At 63.5% G+C, this 20,600-nt stretch carries 20 protein-coding genes and 1 tRNA gene; 9 read left to right on the forward strand and 12 right to left on the reverse strand.

Annotated elements, in window-relative coordinates; translation table 11 throughout:
* Positions 1 to 167 precede the first annotated feature (167 nt).
* Together KUV86_RS13340 and KUV86_RS13345 are read left to right on the forward strand one after the other, a co-directional pair.
* Complete coding sequence (locus KUV86_RS13340; RefSeq protein WP_224852123.1) at positions 168 to 713, forward strand: tetratricopeptide repeat protein; 546 nt, start codon at positions 168 to 170, stop codon at positions 711 to 713.
* 170 nt (positions 714 to 883) lie between these two features.
* On the forward strand, positions 884 to 1,384 hold the full coding sequence (locus KUV86_RS13345; protein WP_206940507.1) for a hypothetical protein: 501 nt from the start codon (positions 884 to 886) through the stop codon (positions 1,382 to 1,384).
* Between the two features lie 64 nt (positions 1,385 to 1,448).
* On the opposite strand, the gene KUV86_RS13350 is transcribed toward KUV86_RS13345, so the two are convergent.
* The 7 genes from KUV86_RS13350 to KUV86_RS13380 form a co-directional block, all read right to left on the reverse strand.
* A complete protein-coding gene (locus KUV86_RS13350) occupies positions 1,449 to 2,417 on the reverse strand; it encodes an NAD(P)H-quinone oxidoreductase (RefSeq protein WP_206940505.1) in 969 nt (322 codons plus the stop codon).
* 61 nt (positions 2,418 to 2,478) lie between these two features.
* Entirely contained in the window at positions 2,479 to 3,036 is a 558-nt protein-coding gene (locus KUV86_RS13355) for a TIGR00730 family Rossman fold protein (RefSeq protein WP_206940503.1), read from the reverse strand.
* A gap of 66 nt (positions 3,037 to 3,102) precedes the next feature.
* On the reverse strand, positions 3,103 to 3,624 hold the full coding sequence (locus KUV86_RS13360) for a DUF501 domain-containing protein (RefSeq protein ID WP_206940501.1): 522 nt from the start codon (positions 3,622 to 3,624) through the stop codon (positions 3,103 to 3,105).
* Entirely contained in the window at positions 3,608 to 3,922 is a 315-nt protein-coding gene (locus tag KUV86_RS13365; RefSeq protein WP_206940499.1) for a hypothetical protein, read from the reverse strand. The genes KUV86_RS13360 and KUV86_RS13365 overlap by 17 nt, the downstream gene beginning before the upstream one ends.
* 133 nt (positions 3,923 to 4,055) lie before the next feature.
* Complete coding sequence (gene ybaK / locus KUV86_RS13370; protein WP_206940497.1) at positions 4,056 to 4,523, reverse strand: Cys-tRNA(Pro) deacylase; 468 nt, start codon at positions 4,521 to 4,523, stop codon at positions 4,056 to 4,058.
* 110 nt (positions 4,524 to 4,633) lie between these two features.
* Positions 4,634 to 5,044: an acyl-CoA thioesterase gene (locus KUV86_RS13375; RefSeq protein WP_206940486.1), complete on the reverse strand. Its 411-nt coding sequence runs from the start codon at positions 5,042 to 5,044 to the stop codon at positions 4,634 to 4,636.
* Between the two features lie 73 nt (positions 5,045 to 5,117).
* Positions 5,118 to 5,945, reverse strand: coding sequence for a hypothetical protein (locus tag KUV86_RS13380; RefSeq protein ID WP_222485148.1), 828 nt, complete (start codon positions 5,943 to 5,945; stop codon positions 5,118 to 5,120).
* Positions 5,946 to 6,003: 58 nt separating this feature from the next.
* On the opposite strand from KUV86_RS13380, the gene KUV86_RS13385 reads away from it, so the two are divergent.
* Positions 6,004 to 6,339: a hypothetical protein gene (locus tag KUV86_RS13385; protein ID WP_206940481.1), complete on the forward strand. Its 336-nt coding sequence runs from the start codon at positions 6,004 to 6,006 to the stop codon at positions 6,337 to 6,339.
* 27 nt (positions 6,340 to 6,366) lie between these two features.
* Here KUV86_RS13385 and KUV86_RS13390 read toward each other — a convergent pair whose 3' ends face one another.
* Positions 6,367 to 6,801, reverse strand: a complete 435-nt coding sequence (locus KUV86_RS13390) for a hypothetical protein (protein WP_206940852.1) — start codon at positions 6,799 to 6,801, stop codon at positions 6,367 to 6,369.
* A gap of 83 nt (positions 6,802 to 6,884) precedes the next feature.
* On the opposite strand from KUV86_RS13390, the gene KUV86_RS13395 reads away from it, so the two are divergent.
* Entirely contained in the window at positions 6,885 to 8,069 is a 1,185-nt protein-coding gene (locus KUV86_RS13395; protein WP_222485150.1) for a MalY/PatB family protein, read from the forward strand.
* Between the two features lie 105 nt (positions 8,070 to 8,174).
* Here the strand turns inward: KUV86_RS13395 and KUV86_RS13400 are convergent, their stop codons facing one another.
* The gene (locus KUV86_RS13400; protein WP_222485151.1) at positions 8,175 to 9,119 is read right to left on the reverse strand and encodes a thioredoxin family protein; all 945 of its coding nucleotides are present in this window, start codon (positions 9,117 to 9,119) and stop codon (positions 8,175 to 8,177) included.
* Between the two features lie 307 nt (positions 9,120 to 9,426).
* Positions 9,427 to 9,503: transfer RNA gene (locus tag KUV86_RS13405), tRNA-Met, on the reverse strand.
* A gap of 393 nt (positions 9,504 to 9,896) precedes the next feature.
* Between KUV86_RS13405 and phbB the strand changes: the two genes are divergently transcribed.
* Positions 9,897 to 10,643, forward strand: coding sequence for an acetoacetyl-CoA reductase (gene phbB / locus KUV86_RS13410; RefSeq protein ID WP_206940469.1), 747 nt, complete (start codon positions 9,897 to 9,899; stop codon positions 10,641 to 10,643).
* Positions 10,644 to 10,837: 194 nt separating this feature from the next.
* On the opposite strand, the gene KUV86_RS13415 is transcribed toward phbB, so the two are convergent.
* Entirely contained in the window at positions 10,838 to 13,612 is a 2,775-nt protein-coding gene (locus KUV86_RS13415) for a DUF349 domain-containing protein (protein ID WP_222485152.1), read from the reverse strand.
* 275 nt (positions 13,613 to 13,887) lie between these two features.
* Here KUV86_RS13415 and minC point away from each other — a divergent pair, with 275 nt between their 5' ends.
* The 4 genes from minC (at position 13,888) to sbcB (ending at position 17,507) form a co-directional block, all read left to right on the forward strand.
* Positions 13,888 to 14,652: a septum site-determining protein MinC gene (gene minC / locus KUV86_RS13420; RefSeq protein WP_222238887.1), complete on the forward strand. Its 765-nt coding sequence runs from the start codon at positions 13,888 to 13,890 to the stop codon at positions 14,650 to 14,652.
* Positions 14,653 to 14,737: 85 nt separating this feature from the next.
* The gene (gene minD / locus KUV86_RS13425) at positions 14,738 to 15,559 is read left to right on the forward strand and encodes a septum site-determining protein MinD (protein ID WP_206940463.1); all 822 of its coding nucleotides are present in this window, start codon (positions 14,738 to 14,740) and stop codon (positions 15,557 to 15,559) included.
* A complete protein-coding gene (gene minE / locus KUV86_RS13430; RefSeq protein ID WP_206940461.1) occupies positions 15,556 to 15,807 on the forward strand; it encodes a cell division topological specificity factor MinE in 252 nt (83 codons plus the stop codon). The genes minD and minE overlap by 4 nt, the downstream gene beginning before the upstream one ends.
* Positions 15,808 to 16,016: 209 nt before the next feature.
* Complete coding sequence (sbcB, locus tag KUV86_RS13435; protein WP_222164012.1) at positions 16,017 to 17,507, forward strand: exodeoxyribonuclease I; 1,491 nt, start codon at positions 16,017 to 16,019, stop codon at positions 17,505 to 17,507.
* Between the two features lie 149 nt (positions 17,508 to 17,656).
* On the opposite strand, the gene KUV86_RS13440 is transcribed toward sbcB, so the two are convergent.
* Positions 17,657 to 20,593, reverse strand: coding sequence for an insulinase family protein (locus KUV86_RS13440; RefSeq protein WP_261397644.1), 2,937 nt, complete (start codon positions 20,591 to 20,593; stop codon positions 17,657 to 17,659).
* Between the last annotated feature and the right edge of the window lie 7 nt (positions 20,594 to 20,600).

The following is a 20,600-nucleotide window of genomic DNA, read 5'->3' on the forward strand; positions in this document are numbered from 1 at the left end:
GATATACGTCGCCACCCTCAGGGGTTGAGTCCTCTTCGGGCCAGGCGTATGCTTGCCAACCCGTTGCCCCGGAGGAGTCCGTGGCACCGCAGATTGAACCAGAAGAGCGCCCGTGACACAGGAGGTGTCCGGTCCGACTTCCACGCTTTGGATTCAAGGTTGTTGCCATGCAGCAGGCATCGTCACTGAAGACGCGGCTCGAGTATCGTCTGGCCCAGCAGTTGTTTCATACCCGCTGGCTGCCCCGCTCGCCGCGAACCCAGAGGCTGACCATGCGTCTGTTTCAGCGTTGTGCGGACGCCGGCCATCCGGCGGCTCTATCCCTTTATGGGCACATGCTGTTTCACCGGTCACGGGCTCCCCAAGACAAGGCACGTGGCGCCCGCTACGTGCTTCAGGCCGCTCACGGCGGAGACGCTCGCGCCCAGTATCAGGCCGGGCAAATCCATGAGAATGGATGCGCCCTGTATCCCGCCCGTCACGACCATGCCGTCACCTGGTACGCCAGAGCCGGCGAGGCTGGTCATGCGCTGGCCGCCGCGCGTCTTGAGCGGGCCTACCGCCATGGAGAGCTGTCGCTGCCTGTTGATCGGGAGCGCGCTGACTACTGGGCATCCTTGGCCCGCCCCGGCCAGGCGCCGGCGACAAGCGACGGTGGAGACGATGTCGCTACCGCTTCGCTGGACAAAGCAGAAGGCCAGCAGCGACACTAGGGTGATCTAGCGCGACCACGGGTTGCGCGCGGGTCCCGGTAAGGCCGATGCGAGCGGCGGTTCAGGCTACCCTGACCGCCGCTGACAGTTTGGGCGTCGGGAAGGGTTTTCGTTGTCGGATAACGTCGAGTCGGCGTTTCGGCCGGCAGTCACTTCGAGGTTCTCAGCCTGTGGCGTTACCGACTCTGCTCGATATCGAGGCGTCTGGTTTCGGGCGCGGTAGTTATCCCATCGAGGTTGGGCTGGCCCGCCCTGATGGCAGTTGCTGTGCCTTTCTCATTCAGCCGCTTGATGAGTGGACCCATTGGGATCCCAAGGCCGAGCTGTTGCATGGCATCTCCCGCGCACGCTTGCAGCGGGAAGGCTACCCCGTGCGGCACGTGGCGCGCTGGCTGAATGATGAGCTGCATCAGGTGGGTATCGCCTATAGCGACAGCTGGGGCTATGACAACACCTGGCTGTCACTCCTCTTTCATCATGCCGGAATGATCCCCGCTTTCCGTCTGGAAGCCTTGAGGCGTTTGCTGGACGAGGCCCAGATGGCCATGTGGAGCGACGTCAAGGAAGCGATGATTGCCGAGCAGGGTATTCAGCGTCACCGAGCCGGTGACGACGCCAAGCTGCTGCAGATGACCTTTGCACGGACCCAGGCGCTCAGTGCGCGACGCTGAGCGCTGGCGTCAGTCAACTTGTCCACAGTGGCCAGTCAGTGACTGTCTGTGGGCAAGTCGTGTTTCAGAGCTCGGCCACCTGGAGCAGCACCTTGCCGGTGTTGGCGTTGGCGTCGACGTGGCGATGGGCGGCCTCGACTTCCTGAATGGGCCATTGGGCATCAATCTGCGGTGTCAGATCCCCGCGCTCTATCCTGGGCCATACGTGGCGTGCCAGCTGATCCAGTATCTTGCCTTTGGCCTGGGGGGATTTGGCGCGCAGGGTGGAGCCGATCAGGCGCTGGCGTTTCATCAGCATTCGCCCTAGATCCAGCTCGGCGTGGCGCCCTCCCATCAGGCCGATGAGCACCAGTCGGCCATCGGCGGCGAGCACGCGCTGGTTGTCTGCCAGATAGCTCGCGCCTACTGGGTCGAGAATCACATTGATCTCGCCAAACGCCTTCACCGCTTCGACAAAACTTCCGTGATGACGATTGACCCCGGACTTGGCGCCCAACGCGAGGCAGTGCGCCAGCTTGTCGTCGCTGCCCACGGTGACAAAGCAGGGGTGGTCGAACTCTCGGCATAGCTGAATGGCGGCAGTACCGACGCCGCTGGCGGCCGCGTGGATCAGCACGCGCTCTCCCGGCTCCAGCGCCCCCTCCATGAACAGGTTCAGCCAGGCGGTGGCATAGACCTCCGGCAAGGCAGCGGCCTCGCGCAGGTCCACACCGGCCGGAACGGGCAGGACCTGGCGCTCGTCGACGCACACGCGCTCGGCATAGCCACCGCCGGCCAGCAGGGCACATACGGGCTGTCCACGTCTGAGCTGCTCGACGTCGGGACCGACGGCTGCCACGCGGCCACTGACTTCCAGCCCCAGCACGCTGGAGGCCCCCTCCGGGGGAGGATAGTGCCCGGCGCGCTGCATCAGGTCGGCGCGGTTGACGCCGGCCCAGGCCACCTCGATATGCACCTCTCGACCTTGCGGTGGAGCGAGATCCTGGCTGCGTTGCCACCGTAGCTGGTCGCCGTCTGGTTGAATGGCGTACATGTGACATCCTCCTTGTCGGTGTTCAGTGGTGGCGCAAGGCGCCGAGCCGACGGCTCTGCGCTCAGCCCGGCAGATGGGCCAGCCGTTGCTCCAGTCGGTCCAGTAACTCGTCCGGGGTAGCGGCCGTGACCAGCGTCTGCAAGGTACGGGCGTCCAGGAAGCCCTGGGCAACGCCGGCTTCCAGAAAGTCCAGCAGCGGACGGTAGAACTGGCAGCTATCCAGGATGCCGATCGGCTTGGCGTGCAGTCCCAGGTAGTGCCAGGTCCAGGTCTCGAAGAATTCTTCCAGCGTGCCGATGCCACCAGGAAGCATGACGAAGGCGTCGGCACTGGCTGCCATCTGGGCCTTGCGCTCGTGCATGTCGGCGACCCTGATCAGCTCGCTGAGACCCGTGTGGGCCAACTCCCGATCCACCAGGTGATGGGGCATGACGCCAACGACCTGGCCACCGGCGTCCAGCGCTGCATTCGCCAGCGCCCCCATCAGGCCGACGCTGGCGCCCCCGTAGACGAGTCCATGTCCGCGCTCGGCCAGGCGACGGCCAAACACGCGTGTGTCGTCGATAAAGCGTGGATCCTCTCCCTGGCGCGAGCCGAGATAGACGCAGATCTGGGCCATTTGAGGCCTCCCTGAGGTAATGATGGGGTCGCGAGGAAGGCCCGAGATGAGGCACGGGCCAGGGGATTACGGCAGCAGGTCGATGATGCCGTAGTGCTCGTCGACCCATTGTCCGATCACATTGTGGCCGCACAGGTGGTGGGCGTACTGCGTGTGCAGGCAGCGAACCTGGTCGTGGTTGGCGATGCCGCCGATTCCTCGCTCGCGCAGTACCCGGTCATAGCCCAGGCGCTCGACCTCGGCACGCTGGGCGTCGCTCATCAGCGCCCAGCGGGTGTCGATGTAGTCCTGGTGGCTGGCGTGATAGGCCGCGCGAAATTCCTCGTCTTCCTGCAGGCGCGCTTCCAGCGACTTGATCACGCCGGCGGCTTCGATTCTCGACAGCTCGACCTTGAGCAGGTCGGAGCTCAGCCAGAACAGGGTCGGGAAAGGCTTGCCATCGACGATGGGAGCCATGCGCAGGACCAGAGGAGTGCCTTTGCCGTCGGTGGCCGCCAGGGCCTCGATGCCGCGAGGCTCGCGTCCCAGCTGCTCGGCGATGATGGCCATCTGGGCAGCGTCGGGAGTCGTGTCAGGATGGATCACCATCGGGGTTGTCTCTTACAAATTTGGTGGAGCGGCCCACGGCACGGAAGAACGCGCGATTGAGCTGTTCCGGGGTGGGTACATAGGCATGTTCGCGCTCGAGGTACTCGCTGCCTCGTGCGATCAGAACGTCGTAGAGTCGATTGAAGGGCGCATCATAGTCGTAGGGATCAGCACCGAACAAGCGGATGTGCGGGTAGTCCGCGAAGCGCTCGAGAAAGAAGGTCTCGAGGCTGGTCTCAGCCGCGCGGTGGCGCACCTTATCGTCCGGATCGAGCCAGAGGGTATAGCGGATCGCCATGCAGTGCATCCTAGTTGACGTTGCGCCAACCTAGCATTTTTTGCGCCTTAGACCCAGCGTATCAGGACCTCCGCCATCGCCTGGCCGCCGCGCCAGACCCCGTGGCTTCGGGTAGCGCACTAGTGGCAACGGACTAGCGCAAGAGCGGAGCCACGGTTGCCCGCGTCAACACCACCAAGTCCTCCGGGGCCAGGCAGATTTCAAGGCCCCTACGTCCTCCGCTGACGTGCATCTGGGGCAGCCTCTGGCAGCTGTCGTCGATGAAGGTAGCCAGGCGCTTCTTCTGCCCAAGGGGACTGATTCCCCCGACGATATAGCCCGTGGCGCGCTCGGCGTCGGCGGGGTCAGCCATGCTGGCCTTGCGGGCGCCCGCCGCGCGGGCCAGCGCCTTGAGGTCGAGCTTGGCAGAGACCGGGACGATGGCCACTACCAGTCGATGGCCGTCCAGGTTCGCCAGCAAGGTCTTGAACACACTCTCGGCGTCTAGCCCAAGCTGTTCGGCGGCCTCTTCGCCGTAAGCCGCCGAGCGGGCATCGTGTTCATAGCTCAGTACGCTGAAGTTGACCTTGGCCCTTTCCAGGGCCTTGATGGCGGGGGTCATGGCGATGAAGGTTCCTTGGGGTGGGGCAGGCAGGCCATTATCCGCGAGGCCAGGCGAACGGCCAACCGTACCCTTATCGGATGATCTGGCCTGCCATCGGGGCAACGTGCTCAGGCTTCGGTCATTTCCGCCTCGTGCAGGTGTTCCATCAGCGCCTCACGCAGCGCGCCGGTAATTGGTACCGACGCCTTAGTGTGATGGTCGAAATGCACCAGCACGGTATGGCCGATGTTGGTCATGACCCCTTGCTGGTGCGCTTCCTGGGTCACGGTAAAGGAACTCTTGCCGAGTCGCGACAGATAGGTGCGGATCTCGATGTCGTGACCGTAATGAAGCTCAGCCCGGTAGTCGATCTCCATGCGCGCCATGATCAGCCGCCATTTGGCGGGATCCAGGTCTGGAGTGAACAGCCGGAACAGCTCGTTGCGGGCCAGCTCGAACCAGGCCGGCAGGCGTGTGTTGTTAATGTGGCCGAGGGCATCAGTGTCGTAGAAAGCGGGCTCGATGGTGCGGGTCAGCATGGACATTCTCACGTGCAGGAAGGTGTGCTTCAGGATTGACCCAAGCAAGCGCTAGGTCAAGCCCGCTTCCAGGTCACGACGCGCGCTGCTGGCGCCGCCGATGGCGGCGAGCTGCCCACCACTGTTGCAGTCGCATCCAGCCCAGCAGCCACAGCGTGGCGGCGACGAAGCCCAGCAGCGTGCCCTGCCAAAGTCCCATCGTCGCGTAGGTCAGCGATACCACCAGGGCATAGCACAGCAGTGAGCCAAGACCGGCAGGGTAGTGCTTGATGACCGTGGCCACTGGAGCGGTACCCTGGGTCAGGTGCAGAATCACCAGAAAGGGGTACATGGTCACCGGGAAGGCGGCCATGACCCCGGCCCAGGCGCTGGGAACGGCGTGGGCAAGACCGGTGATCAGGAAAATGATGGCGGCAGCGAGCCCAGCCCGGAGTGCCAAGGCAGGCCAGGAAAAGCCACCCTTGGGACTGGCCTTGATGTCCGGGACCGCGCGATAGAGCCAAGTGAATAGCGCAATGGCGACGAGGGTGATCAGGGTTCCGCTGATGCGATTGAGGTCGAGCTGGGTCAACAGACTGCTGGCGGCCAGCCAGGCAACGAGCCCTCCCGCAGTGCCCGTCAGGACTCCTTTGAGGCCATCCCCACGGGCCGCGAGCAGGTAGCCGCCGCCCAGCGCCAGGGTGGCCGTGAAGCCTGCCAGGGTATGCACGGCGCTATCTGCGGCAAACTGGGGGGAAAGCTCCAGCCCGATAAAGAACAGGGCGATGGCCGTGCCCAGGGGATAGCCGGAGAGCAGTCCAGCGACGCGAGTGCTGACTCTTTCGGCGATGACTGACAGGCCGAGCACGACGCCGATGGAAATGAGCAGCTTGGCCAGCTGCCAATGGAAGGGAACGTCCATAAGAAAAATGCGATCCTTAAGCTATCGTTAAAGCATGATGCCGATCCGGGAGGTCGACATGACAGAGCTGTCGCCGCCGCCGCGCCCCGAATGTTGCGAGCTGTGTGAGCGAGCCGCGCCCTTGACCAAGCACCATTTGATCCCGAGGTCACTACACGGCAAGGCGCGCTATCGACGGCGGCACGACCGCGTCGAGCGACTGACGGCCATCCTGTGGGTATGTCATGGTTGCCATCGCCACTTGCATGCGGTGCTCAGCGAGAGGGAACTGGCGGACCATTATCGCAGTCGAGACGCGCTGCTGGCACACCCTGATATTCGTTCCTTCGTCGAATGGCTGGCGACCAAGCCCGCTGGATTTCGGCCGAAGCGACCGACCCGGCGGCGGCAATGATCTGGTCGCGACGGCGACGCGGCGGGGTTATACCAGGCGCAATCCCTGACGGTCCGTCCAGGCTGCTGTCAGGGCCGGTGCCAGGGATTCCCGGAGGTGCTCCGGCAACGCATCCAGGGCCTGGTCGCGGCTGGTGAATTCACGATTGCGCAGCCAGCAGTAAGCCCATGCGCAGGCCTCGTCTTCATCTCCTGGCGTCGGGCGAGCGGGCATCTGGACCAGCAGGAACAGCGCGGTGCGCACCGCCCAGTGAGGGGGAAGGTCCTCGTCCTGGCGGTCTGCCCACAGAGCAAGCGTCGCGCCGTCGGGAGTTTCGCCCGGCTCGCCGAGTCCCGCCACCCTGGCCGTTTCGGCCAGGATCAATGCCAGTCGATCGGGATCACCGCGACCCAAGGCCAGCCATTGGCCAATCAGCGCCGGCATTCCGCGACACACCTTGGCGAAGAATCCGTGATGCGGCATGGTGCTTGTCATGGAAAATGCGTCCTTCAAATACTTGGCCAGGGTAACCTGGTAATCGAACAGCCATCGTCAGGGAGATGACCATGAACTTCGATTTTGCCACGCCGATTGATCGACGGCAGCCCCGGGATGCCGATCAGTGCCCGCCGTGGCCGTCACAGAAGTGGCATCGCTACGCCGATGACGTGCTGCCGCTGTGGGTGGCCGATATGGACTTTCGTTCACCCCCTGCGGTGATTGATGCCCTGTCAGAGCGCGTCGGTCACGGGGTCTACGGCTACGGCAAGGTGCCAGAAAGCCTCGAGCAGGCGCTGGTCGATTGGAGTCGCGAGCACTACGGCTGGGAAATCTCCCCCCGCTGGCAGCACTGGTTGCCGGGGGTGGTGCCTGCCCTTCATCTGGCGAGCTTGGCATTTACCGAGCCAGGCGATGGGGTGCTGACGATTACCCCGATCTATCCTCCTTTCCTGCAGGTGGCCGAACGAACCGGTCGCCTGGCGCAGCAGGCCGAGATGACGCCGCCGGGGTCACCAGGAGAGTCCTGGACGCTGGACCTGGATGCCATCGAGGAGGCCATCACCGAGCGCACACGACTGCTGTTATGGTGCCATCCCCATAACCCCACCGGGCGCCAGTGGCGACGGGAAGAGCTCGAAGGCCTGGCGGCGCTGGTAGAGCGCCATCAACTGATCGTGGTGTCCGACGAGCTGCATTGCGATCTGCTGCTTGAAGACGGGGCGCGGCACGAGCCACTGGCGGCCGCACTGCCGCAGCTTGCCGAGCGCACCGTGACGCTGTGGGCACCGTCCAAGACCTTCAATCTGGCGGGACTCACCGCTGCCTGCGCGGTGATACCCGATGGGCGATTGAGGCAGCGTTTTCGTGATCGGGCAAAAGGGCTGATGCCGGACGCCAATGTGTTGGGACTGGTAGCGGCAGAGGCCGCCTATCGTCACGGCGAGCCCTGGCGCCAGGCGCTGCTGGAAGTGCTTCGAGAAAATCGCCAGCAATTGGCCGAACATGTGGCCGGCTGGCCGGGCGTGGTCTGTGCGGCTCCGGAATCTACCTATCTGGCGTGGCTGGACCTGCGGCAGTCGGCGCTGTCGGGCCAGGAGTCACCCGCCAAGGTGCTGCTCGAACGCGCTGGCGTGGCGTTGTCTGACGGGGCCGACTTTGGCTGGCCGGGCTTTGTCAGGCTCAACTTTGGTACCACCGCCGCCCAGCTGGGTGAAGCCTTGGCGCGGATGGATCGTGTGCTCGCTGGCTGACCATGTCGGCAGCCGTGCACCCGCTAAATGCCAGCAGGGCCCATCAAGGGCCCTGCTGGTGGTTGCTGGCAGACGCTGCCGGGTGAGGGGGGTGGTATTCAGCCTTCAGTACAGCAGGGCGAACAGCTTGCGCCGGTAGCTGACGGTCAGCGGATGGTCTGCCCCCAGGGCGTCAAACACCCGTAGCAGGGTCTTGCGAGCCAGGTCATCGCCGTATCCACGATCACGCTTCATGACCGTGAGCAGTCCTTCCAAGCCGTTCTCATAGTCACCGTCGGCGACCTGGCGCAGGGCCCTCTGGTAGTGGGCTTCACTGTCAACGCGCCCTTCCAGAGACGCGAGTGTGGCCGCATCGGGGGCTTCCTCGCTGAACTCGATGCTGGCACGAACGCCCCGGGCTTCGGGGCCGTCGCGATCCTCTGGCGCTAGGGCGTCGAGCAGCTGGCGTGCCTCGTCATTGCTGCCCTCTGCGACCAGAACCTTGGCCAGCTGGATACGATAGGCCACGTGGTCAGGATATTGCTCGCTCAGCTCCTGGTAGATGCCGCGCGCCGTCGCGGTATCGCCGGACGCCAGGGCCTGCTCTGCCTGTTCCTCGGGACTTGCGGGGGCATCTTCGGGAGCCGGAAAGTAGCGTGCGAGCCACTCACGGATGTCCTTTTCAGGCAGCGCACCCTGGAAGTGGTCGACCAGGCCGCCCTGGCTGATCAACTTGACGTCGGGCACCGAGCGCACGCCCAGCTGGCCTGCGATGTCCTGGTTGTCGTCGATGTTGAGCTTGGCCAACAGAAAGGTGCCGCGGTACTCGCGCGTCAGCTTTTCCAGCACCGGCATCAGGTTCTTGCAGGGTTCGCACCAGGGGGCCCAGCAGTCGAGGAGGATCGGCACGCGCATGGACAGTTCCAGCACCTGCTGAATATTGCTGCGATCAACGTCGAAGATCAGATCGCTGTCGGCCGGCCCCTGGGTAGCGGCCTCTGCTTGGCCAGCGCTTTGCTGGGCGGGTTCGGTGCTCAACGGCTCGCCGGTGCGCGGGTCGACGATTGGCATGGGGACGCAACCTTGTCTGATAAGTGGATAGAGCTAAGAGATGCGGTCGCTGGTCGCCGACTTCAAGGCCTGTCGCAAGGCCGTTGATGAGCGCTATGCGACTAAAGATGGAGGTCAAATGGGACTTAGTCTTCTGCTAAATAGACCCATGTTTCGCGTGGGGCGGCATAACACTCGCAGCCGAGTGAACGTGCGTGTCGAAGGATGGGGCTGCGCCGGCCCGGTGTCCGATCAGCAAGGCGTCGAGATAGCAGTGGCGCACAAGAAAACGGGGCAATCTCAAGAGATTGCCCCGTTTCATGATGTTTGGTAGCGGGGACCGGATTTGAACCGATGACCTTCGGGTTATGAGCCCGACGAGCTACCAGACTGCTCCACCCCGCATCAACGAGGACGAAGTATACGGATTTTTTGGCCCACGTCAACCCTGTGCGAATTCGCGTGAGATGGCTCGTACCGGTTGAGCGCAGTGGTCCATACTGGGGGGGCTGTCATGGAAATGTCAGTGGCGGACGCTAGCCTGAAGATGACCGTCGGCTTGCCCCGAGGCGTGTGACGTCCACGACGTGTTGCGCGTCATCCGTGACAGGGCTGTCGTCAGGTGTCAGGTTGGTGGCAGGTGGGCGCAACGTGGCAGGAGGCCACGCGCGATGCCTCGACACACTGTGATGAGGATCGTCTCCCGCCGATCCGTCCCAACGTGCTTGCTACAACGTGCTTGTTACAACAAGGTCCGTCGGCAAACGGCGGAAGCATAGACAATCAGGGAGGTCGTCAATGACTCAGCAAAAGCCCGTCGCATGGGTCACCGGTGGCACAGGTGGTATTGGAAGTGCCATCTGTCGCGAACTGGCGGATGCCGGTTATCAGGTGCTGGCCGGTTACAACAACCCCGAGAAGGCCAAGTCCTGGTTGGAGGCTCAGAAGTCTGATGGTTACGACAATATCGACGTTGCCGGTATTGATCTGACCGATTTCGAGGCGTGCCAGAACGGTGTAAAGAAGATCGAGGAGCAGTATGGTCCGATCGCGGTGCTGGTGAACTGCGCTGGCATCACCAAGGACGGCACCATGAAGAAGATGTCGCCCGATCAGTGGAACCTGGTCATCGACACCAATCTGAATAGCGTCTTCAACACCTGCCGTAGCGTCATCGAGAGCATGCTCGAGCAGAATTACGGCCGCATCATCAATATTTCGTCCATCAATGGGCGCAAGGGGCAGTTTGGACAGGTCAACTACTCCGCCGCCAAGGCGGGTATGCACGGTCTGACCATGGCGCTGGCCCAGGAAACCGCCACCAAGGGGATTACCGTCAACACCGTCTCTCCTGGCTATATCGCCACCGACATGATCATGAAGATTCCGGAGAAGGTGCGTGAGGCGATTCGCGAGACGATCCCGATGAAGCGCTACGGCACGCCGGAAGAGATCGGGCGCCTGGTCAGCTTCCTCGCCAGCAAGGACAACGGCTTTATCACGGGTGCCAACATCGACATCAATGGTGGCCAGTTCATGGGCTGAACCCTCTCGTGTCGGAGCCTGGCAGGCTCCGACGTCATTTGGGCGGTCGGCCATGTCGTCGACGACAACCCGCGAACGCCAATGACAGAGCGGCAACAAGAGAAAAGCGAGGCGCAAGCCTCGCTTTCCTGTTGTTGGGCGCTGGAGGGGGGGCTGCGACGTCGCCTTGTCTCCCCGAACTTACCGCAGCGCTATCACGGCGGCGGCAGCTGGCGCAGCCCATCAAGCAGCGCGTCCAACTCCTGAACCTCCTTGTCCCACAGCTGGCGGGATACCGGCCCGGTGGCCAGCAACCCACACAGTACCGACAACAGTTCTTCCTCCCGTGCGGGCATCTGGCCAAGACTGTCGTTGAGACGGTCTACCTGGATGGCCAGGCGCAGGGGTTCGTCATGCTGGCCGATAGGTTGGCCCGCCAACAGCGCCAGGTGCACGCGCAACCGCGCCAGCCGCTCGGCGACGCTATCCAGAGAGTCCGGGGAGCGGCGTGCGGCATTGCGTTCGGCGTGTGCGGTGGCCAGTTCATTGGGGAGCGTCAGCGTGTCGGGAATCAACACATCCCCGCACTGCTGTCCGGCGAGACAGGCATCGTCGGCTTTCAGGTGCTCCAGGATAAGCGGCTTGAGCTGGTGCCAGCGGCTGACCGTTTCTGCTACTGCGATGCGTTCAAGCCGCTCGCGGCGAGCGCGGACGATGCCCGTCCAACGTTTACGCATTCCCTCGCTGCGTCGTCCCGAGGGCAGCGGTTCCAGAGCGTTGGCTTCGTCGACGGCCTTGTCGAGCCAGTCCTCCTCCTCACTGCTGGTCGGTTGCCAGGCGTCGATGCGATCGATCAGCGCCTGCATGCGATCCAGTCGATCCTTTGCTCGCTGAGCCCGGTCGTCTCGTTCCGCATCGCGCTGGGCAAAGATCTGATCACATAGCTGGCGGAATTCGCGCCACAGGGTCTGCTCTTCACCCTTGGGTGCGCGCCCGAGTTCGCGCCAGCGCTGTTGCAATGCCTTGGCCTGTTCGCCCCGTTGGCGGGCGGCCAGTGACGTCTCCAGCAGCGACCTGGCCTGGTCGATAAGCGCGCGCTTAGATTCGGCAATCTCGTTGGCACGACGATCGATCAGCGCCTGCAGCTGATGACGGATGCGGCCAAACCGCCGGCCGATAGCCTCGGCTTGATCCCGGGGCACCGGGGCAGTGCGTCGCCATTGATCGCGGGCGTGTTCGCGAATGTCCCGCAGGGCATCTGGGTCGGCGTGGTGAGAGGGCTGCGCCAGCAATGCTTCGAGCTGTTCGCACAGGGCGACGCGCTCAGCCAGGTTGGCCTCCCTCAACTGCTGCTGCTGTTGGCGCCAGCCAGCCAGGGACTCGCGAATGCGGTCAGAGGCGGCACGAAAGCGCTCTGACTGCTCCTTGTTGGCTGCGGCATCGGCCAGGGCTTTCCATTCCTTGACCAGCTGGCGGTGTCGGCGGTCCCGATCCCGATCGCTCAGGGTGCTGTCCTGCTCCAGAGCCTCGATGGCCTGGCACAGTTGCTCACGTTTGGGGCCTGCGACGAAACCGCGCCAGTCGCGTAGTTCTGCCAGCCTGGCACCCAGGCGCTTGAGCCGGCTTCGTTCCGACTCGGCTGAGGCGGGCAGGGCCTCGGCCAGGTGACGCAGGCGTTGATGCAGTCGGCTGGCCCCCTTGAAGGAGCCCTCATCCAGCAGCGCGTCAAGGCGGTCGAGTTCTTCAGCGAAACGTCCCAGCTGCTCTGCCGACGGCGCCGGGGCGGCCAGGTCGCGTTCCAGCCGCAGGTAGTGACGAGCCCGTGCGAGCCGCGGCTCTGGCGGCAGGTTATCAGGCCAGCGGCAGGCCTCCACGAGCTGTCTGAGGGTGGCTTCGTCGCCGCTCTTGATGGCCTCTTCCATTGCCGGAGAGCGCTCCACCAGGCGCTGATACGCCTGGTTGATGTTGTCAAAGGTCTTCAGGGCGGCGTCGTAGCGCTGGCGCAGCGCGTCGTCGGCCAGGTGAATCTCCGATAGCGCCTGCCAGCGGCTGGCCAGCAGCTGCTTCTGTGCTCGCAGGCTGGCCAGATCCTGCTCGCCCACATGGTCGCCCTGATACAGCGCGGACAAACTCTCTTCCAGCGCCATGACCAGCGCTTCGCGATCGTGGTCGGCCTGCTCGCGGCGCTGTCGATCGGCACGCAGCGCATGCTCCTGGGCTTCGTGATCGTGGATGACCTTGCGACAGCGTAGACAGGCTTCCTGATAGCGCCTTTCCTGCTGGTCCTCGGGCAGATCGGGCAATTTGAGCCACTCGCGCTCCAGATGGCGGAAGCGACCGGCATATAGCGGCTCCCAGGCGGCCCGAGCATGCTGCTCCAGACTCTGCAATAGCTGCTCGCGTCGCTCCTTCGCCTCGGCCACGGCGTCAGCGTCGGCGCGCAGGCGTCCTAGCCGTTCCTTGGCATTGCGGGCGACATGGCGATCACGGCGAGCTGCCTGCACCAGCTGCTTGAGCCCCTCTTCGGACGTCACTCGCTCGGCGGCAGCGTGGCGCACAGCGGCGATGCCGTTGTCGCAGGCCTGGCGGATCAAGGCCTGTTCGTCATCGAGTCGAGCCAGGGCACTGAGCCGAAGCTGCTGGTTATCACCCTGGAGGGCAATTTGCTCAAGCAGCTGGGGATCGTCCAGGCCGTCTACCACGCGCTGGCGCTGGCTGAGCTCGATACCGCCCTGGCGGCCGATCAGCAGGCTGATCAGCTGGCGGTCGAGTTCGCGGGAGCCATGACGCGCTCTCAGCGCCAGCAACTGCTGCGGGTCTTCCAGGCGTGCCACGGCTGCCTGCCGAACCTCGGGCTCCGGGTCCTGCACAAGGGTTTCGAGCGCATCGCGCTGGCCATGGGGGTCGAGCCGCTCGGCAGCATCGCGTCTTACCTTGGGATCGGGGTGTCGCCAGCGAGGCGAAAAGAGTCGGCGGAGGAGTCCAGACATGGGGCTTCCTGAAGAAAAATAGACGGTGACGAGACTGCCTCATCATCTTGTTGTAGCGACCGGCTTGTCATGGCAGCCCTGGGTGCCAGGCGTGGAAGACGGTAGAGATCAATCTAAGCATGCGCGCCAGCATCAGAAAAGGTCTCTGCCGAGGCGTGTGGCTGATTGGAGACACTGACAAGGACCCGTTAGAGGCTTATGATCGGTTGCAGGACCGGGTGCTCTGGCATAGCTTGAGAGCAATCCCCGACCAACACCCGACGTGGAGTTCGGCAATGAGCCTCAAAGTGGACAGGGACAGCATGGCGTTTACGTTCAAGGGCGGGATGCTGCCCATGACGGTGATGGAGCTTTCCAGCGCCGATCCCGAGGAAATTCGTGATCAGCTGGCGGGCAAGTTATCGCAGTCGCCTGCTTTCTTTCAGCATACGCCGGTAGTGCTCAGTGTCGAGAAGCTCGACGAGCCGCACCTGGCACTGGAGCGCATCTGCGCCGTGTGTCGCGCGCACAAGCTGCTGCCAGTGGCGGTACGTGGGGGCACTGACCCGGTCAAGCAGTCGGCATGGGCACTAGGCCTTGGCTGGTTTCCTCCCCAGGATGCGGCGCGGGCACGCACGCTGGAAAGCGTGCCCACCCAGGATGACGAGCCCGAGGTGGCGGATAGCGAGGTCGCTGACATCGGGGCCGAGGACGTCACGACGGCGTTGCCCCGTGGCGGACGCGTGTTTCGTGGCACCGTGCGTTCCGGCCAGCAGATCACTGCTCCCGATGGCGACCTGACCGTGATTGGCGCCGTCAACGCCGGTGCCGAAGTACTGGCGGCGGGCAATGTTCACGTCTATGGCGCGCTGCGAGGACGGGCGCTGGCGGGCATCCATGGGGATCATCAGGCAGGCATCTTCTGCCGTGAACTGCACGCTGAATTATTGTCCGTCGCGGGCAACTACAAGCGTCTTGAGGACATTGATCCTCAGCTGCTGGGGTCATCGGTGCAGGTAGTGCTGAGTGACGACCAGCTAGGGATTACCGCGCTCAAGTAGGCCCACGATGGCATGAACCGTTAATGGCCTGGCCACCCGAGTGGCCACACAGGACCAACAACATTACGACGACAGGATGCGACACTTGGCCAAGATCATCGTTGTGACCTCCGGAAAAGGTGGGGTCGGCAAGACAACCAGTGCGGCAGCCATAGCGACTGGCTTGGCGCTGCGAGGCAACAAGACCGTGGTGATCGACTTCGATGTCGGTCTCCGAAATCTGGACCTTATCATGGGCTGCGAGCGCCGTGTGGTCTATGACCTGGTCAACGTCATTCAGGGCGAGGCAGGTCTCAATCAGGCGCTGATCCGCGACAAGCGGGTCGACAACCTGCATATCCTGCCGGCCTCACAGACCCGGGACAAGGACGCTCTGACCCAGGAAGGGGTCGAGAAGGTGCTCGAGACCCTGACCAAGGATTTCGATTACATCCTGTGCGATTCGCCTGCCGGGATCGAGCGCGGTGCTCAGCTGGCCATGTACTTCGCCGATGAGGCGATCGTGGTCACCAACCCGGAAGTCTCGTCGGTACGGGACTCCGATCGTATTCTCGGCCTGCTGTCGTCGAAGACGCGGCGCGCGGAGCAGGGCAAGGACCCGATCAAGGAACACCTGCTGATCACCCGCTACAACCCGGGTCGTGTCGATCAGGGGGACATGCTCAATCTTGATGATATTCGCGAGATCCTTGCCATCGATCTGGTCGGGCTGATTCCCGAGTCCGAGGCCGTGCTGCGGGCGTCTAACCAGGGCGTTCCTGTGACCCATGACGATAGCAGCGATGCTGGCCAGGCCTACATGGACACGGTCAGCCGCTTGATTGGCGAAGACGTGCCGCTGCGCTTCCACGAATACCAGAAGAAGGGGCTGCTGAGCCGTATGTTCGGAGGGGGAGGTCGCCGGTGAAACTACTCGATTTCCTGAAGCGAGAACGCAAGAAGTCCGCGTCTGTCGCCAAGGAGCGGCTGCAAATCATCGTCGCCCACCAGCGTAGCCAACGGGGCCAGCCCGATTTCCTGCCGATGCTGGAAAAAGAGCTGCTGGAAGTCATCCGGCGCTACGTTGAAGTGGATGACGATGCGATCAATATGTCGCTGGACAGCGAAGACAACTGCTCTGTGCTTGAGCTTAACGTGACGCTGCCCCGCAGCTGAGCCTGCGGAGCCCGCCATCGGCGGGCAAGCGGTTGCGGCGAGTCGCTCTGGCGAGCGGCTCGCCGTTTGCGTTTGATGGCGCCGACAACTGCCCCGAGCTTGGGCGACTCTGTGGCGACGCGTGGTGATGGGTGGTTATCTGGCTGAGTCAGGCGCCTGCCTGTGCTAGGCTGGCGGGCTCAAGCAGCCCGCGTGGAGACACTATCGCCATGGCGCAGCCGAAAGCCGCTCCGCTCACTTTTCTGTGGCACGACTACGAGACCTTTGGTGCCGATCCTCGGCGTGATCGCCCCTCGCAGTTCGCTGCTATCCGTACCGATGCCGAGTTCAATGAAATAGGTGAACCGGTGGAGCTGTTCTGCAAGCCTGCCGATGACGCTCTTCCCCATCCGATGGCGTGCCTGATTACCGGAATCACGCCTCAGCAGGCCCGGCGCCAGGGCCTGCCGGAGGCCGAGTTCGCGGGTGCCATTCAAGATGAGATGAGCGTGGCTGGCACCTGCGCGGTGGGTTACAACAGCCTGCGCTTCGATGATGAAGTCAGTCGGCATCTGTTCTATCGCAACCTGCTGGACCCCTATGCCCGAGAGTGGCAGAACGGTAACTCACGCTGGGATCTGATCGATGTCGTAAGGGCGTTTCACGCGTTGAGACCTGAAGGTATCGAATGGCCGACCCGGGAAGATGGCAGTCCCAGCTTTCGCCTCGAGGACCTGACCGCCGCCAATGGTATCGAGCATGTAGGCGCCCATGATGCTCTGGCCGATGTGCGCGCCACCATTGCCCTGGCGAGACTGCTGCGCAACGCCAATGCCAACCTGTTCGACTACCTGCTGTCATTGCGGGCCAAGCGCGAAGTGCGCAAGCGCCTGGATGCGACCCAGCGCAAGCCGATCGTGCACATTTCACGTCGCTACCCGGCCAGCCGCGCCTGCGGGGCTCTGGTGCTGCCTCTGGCTGAACATCCCACTAACCCCAACGGGATCATTGTCTACGATCTGTCGTTGGATCCAGAGGATCTGCTGCGGCTATCACCCCAGGAGATTCGTGCCAGAGTGTTTGTCAGCAACGACGACCTGGCGGAAGGAGAAAGCCGTATCCCACTGAAGGTGGTGCACATCAACAAGTGTCCGGTGATCTTCCCTCCCAGCGCGCTCAAGGACGTGTCGGGTCCTCAGCAGGGAGAGTACGGCGATATCGTGGCACGTATGGGCTTGGACATGGAGGCCTGTCGTGGTCACTATCAACGTCTTTCCCGCGATCCGGATATCGCCGCCAAGGTCCAGGAGGTGTTTGCCGAAGGGCCGCCGGAGCCGCCGCGCGATCCTGATCTAATGTTGTATTCCGGTGGGTTTTTCTCACCGGCAGATCGACAGCAGATGGAGCGGGTGAGGGCAGCTAATCCTTGGGATCTGGTCGATGCCCATTTTGCCTTCCAGGATCCACGTCTGGAGGAAATGCTGTTTCGCTACCGTGCGCGCAGCTACCCCGACACCCTGACGGGGGAGGAGCAGGCGCGCTGGGAGAGTTTCCGCTGGGAACGCATGAACGATGCCGCGCTGTCGAGCCTGACTCTGAAGGACTTTGCGCGGGAGATCGAGCGTCTCAATCAGACCTCGCTGAGTGATCGTGAGCGTCAGGTCCTGGAGGAAATGGTGATGTTTGTGGAGTCCATTATGCCGGCACAGGCGTTCGGATAACGGCGACGTCGCAACCGGCGACATCACGCGACCGGTGGAGCTATCTGTGCCATCAAAACGCCCGGCCTGGACGTCATCGTCCGAGCCGGGCGTTGTCGTGTCTGACGGTGACGCTGGGCGCGCCACCGCCATGTCAGCGGCCTGTCAGGTCAGGGGGTGTCGACCTTGACCGCCTGGGCGGACTCCTCTTCGCCGCGCGGCGATAGCGGTGCCTCTTCGTTCCCCGGCAGCACTTCCAGCTCGCCCTTGAGCGCCATGATATCGCTGGGAGTGGCGCCCGGATCGAAGGCGACGTCCACCACCGCGTTGTCGCGCAGTGCCTGCCAGCTAGGCAGCAGGTCGGCAAGCGTCACGTCCAGCACCGCTGCTGCCAGGCGCTCACGGCGGTCGAAGTGGGTATCGCCGAAGGATAGTGCACGCCACAGCCGATTGGTGCGCTCTTCCAGCCCGGCATCGCGCTGGGTAATTTCGTCATGGACCGCTTGACGGTAGGTGGCCAGGGTCGCTTCGTCGAGTCCCTCAAGCTGGGCGGGGACCTGGTCAAGAAAGTCATCGACGTGGGTTTTCAGCTCCTCGCTGGGGGTCGAGGGGGACTGCACCAGCAAGCTGATGCCGGGTGCATGCAGAAGCGGGGAATAGCCCGCATTGACGATATAGCCGAGCTGCTGCTCGGTGCGCAGTCGCTGGTAGAACGGGGTTTCCAAGAGCTTGCCGAGCACCGCAATGCGAGCCTGGGTAGGCAGGCTTTGATCGGGTCCTTGCAGGTAGCGCAGCAGTAACGACTCTTCGCGCTCCGAGTCGGGCGTCAGGCTAGGCAGGTCGGTGGCCTTGAGCACTTCTAGATCGGCGATGGCGTCAGCACCAAGGCTGGGTTCGAGGGCTTCGATGGCGAGTGAGGCTTCTTCTTCTGCGAGGCTGCGAGAGAGGTTGCCGACAGCGAGAAGCTGCAGGTGGAGCTCGCTCAAGAAGAGATCGCGATAGTCGCGCAGGTCCTGCGGTGTGACCTCGGCCAGCGACTCGAGCAATACCTGGGGCGACCACTGCGGGCGGATCAGCGCCTCGGACAGGGTGCGTTGTCCCTGGTGGTAGAGGGGATCGCGAGGGGCGTTACGCCATTCACGCTCCAGCCCGAAGCGGACCCGCGCGACGCTGTCATCTTCGATGCTGCCTTGCTTGAGCTGGTCGATGACCTCGGCCATGACGCGATCCTGCCGGTCGCGCCAGCCGGTAAAGGACAGGGTCATGCCGCGAGAGTGGGCGTAGGCTTCATACTTCTGCCCGGCCAGCCGCGCCGCGTAGAGGCGTTCATTGAGGCTGTCATTCAGCCAGCCCGCCAGCAGTTGCGTCAGCACCGCCTGGCGTGGCGTCTGGCTGGCGCCTGGATGCTGAAGGCTAAAGCGCCAGGACGCCTTTGGCGTGTCGAACTCGGCGTCCGCCTTGTACCACGCATCCGCCTGATCGGTGTCGGTGATGAGAGTGGGTCGTTCGGCGTGATCTTCCAACAGGGCAAGATCTTCGGCGATGAACGGGTTAGGAGCGGGCAGCGCCAGGCCGTCGAGCGGCTCCGCCGTCGACGTCGGCAGCGCTACCTGCTGCCAGCGGGTGTTGTAGTAGGTGGTGCGTTGCTCGCCCTCCACCTCTGGGCCGCTGTACAGCCGAATCATGTTGTCAGGACGCAGCGCGCCAAGCCATTGTCGAACCTCTTCGACGTCCAGCCCATCCATGCGGTAGCCGGCGCGATTGACGTCTTCCAGCGGGTAGTGCGTCAAGCTGATGGACAGGCGCATGGCCTCATCCAGCGCATCGCCGTGCTGCTGGAACTGGAACGCTTGTTCCGAAAGACTGGCCTGTTCGTCATAGCGATCATCGCTGACGCCCTCTTCGCGAATGCGCTCGATGGCGGCAAACAGGCTGGCCTGAATGCGCTCGAGCTGCTGGCGGCCTTCCGGTGTCAGGCTGATATCCACCGCCAGCAATGCATGCTGGCCATCACCGCGGGTCACTCCCGCTGACAGGCCATCGGCCCAGCCAGCATCACGCAGTCGACTCAGCAGGCTGCCGGGCCCCTCGTGGCCGATCAGGTTGGCAATATAGCTGGCGGGCTTGCGCTGATAGCTGAGGACCGGGTCGGGTACCGGAAACAAGAAGCTGACGCGACGGGCGTCACGCAACGAGTGGGCCTCCGCCGCCAGCGGCAGTTTGGCCGTATCCACCAGCGGTGTGGTGATCTCGGGCGCCGTCAGGCCGCGATTTGGCACCTCAGCGAAGCGCTCTGCCACCATCCCCTGCAATTGATCGAGGGGCATCGGCGCGACCACCGCCAAATGCATGACGTTGGCGCCGTAGTGGTTCTGGTAGAAGCTCATGACCCGCTCTCGCAGGCTTGGCTCGCCCTCGGGGCGCTCTGCCAAGGTGTCCTTGCTGCCGACAGAGAAGCCAACGGTCGGGTTTGCCGGGTTAAGCAAGCCGTCGAGTACCTCGTTCTCACGACGGGCATCGTCGCGCAGCCGTGCCTGGTACTCGGAGTGGACGACATTGCGCTCACTGCCTAGCTGGTCTGCATTGAACAGCGGGTCGACGAAGAATCGGCTGAAGCGGTCCAGGGCGCCCTCAAAGGCGTCCGCTTCCACATCAAAGAAGTAGTTGGTGTTGAGCGACGCAGTGAAGGCGTTATGACGGCCACCGTGGCGACTGATGTAGCCCTGGTAGGCGTCTGCTTCAGGATAGGCCTCGGTGCCGAGAAACAGCATGTGCTCCAGCAGGTGAGCCAGTCCCTGCAGGTCGTTTGGATCCTGGGCACTGCCGACGGAGACGTTCAGCGACGCGGCGGCCTTGTCGGCCTCCGGGTCACTGACCAGCAGCACTTCGAGTCCGTTGTCGAGGGTCAGGACGCGATAGTCCCGGTCATCGTGAGGGCTGACGATGGGCGAGGTGGCCGCCGCAATGGACGTGGTGGCGGTAGCTGTCTCGGCGCTGCTGGACGGGGGAGCCTGATCCCCCGGAGCAGCCTGTGCCATGGGTAGCCAAATGCACGCCAGGGCGGTGGCGAGGCAGGGGGCGCCTCGCCTGATACGGATCGAAGCCATCACGTCT

Source organism: Halomonas sp. DP8Y7-3 (assembly GCF_019801675.1).
GTDB classification, from domain to species: domain Bacteria; phylum Pseudomonadota; class Gammaproteobacteria; order Pseudomonadales; family Halomonadaceae; genus Halomonas; species Halomonas litopenaei_A.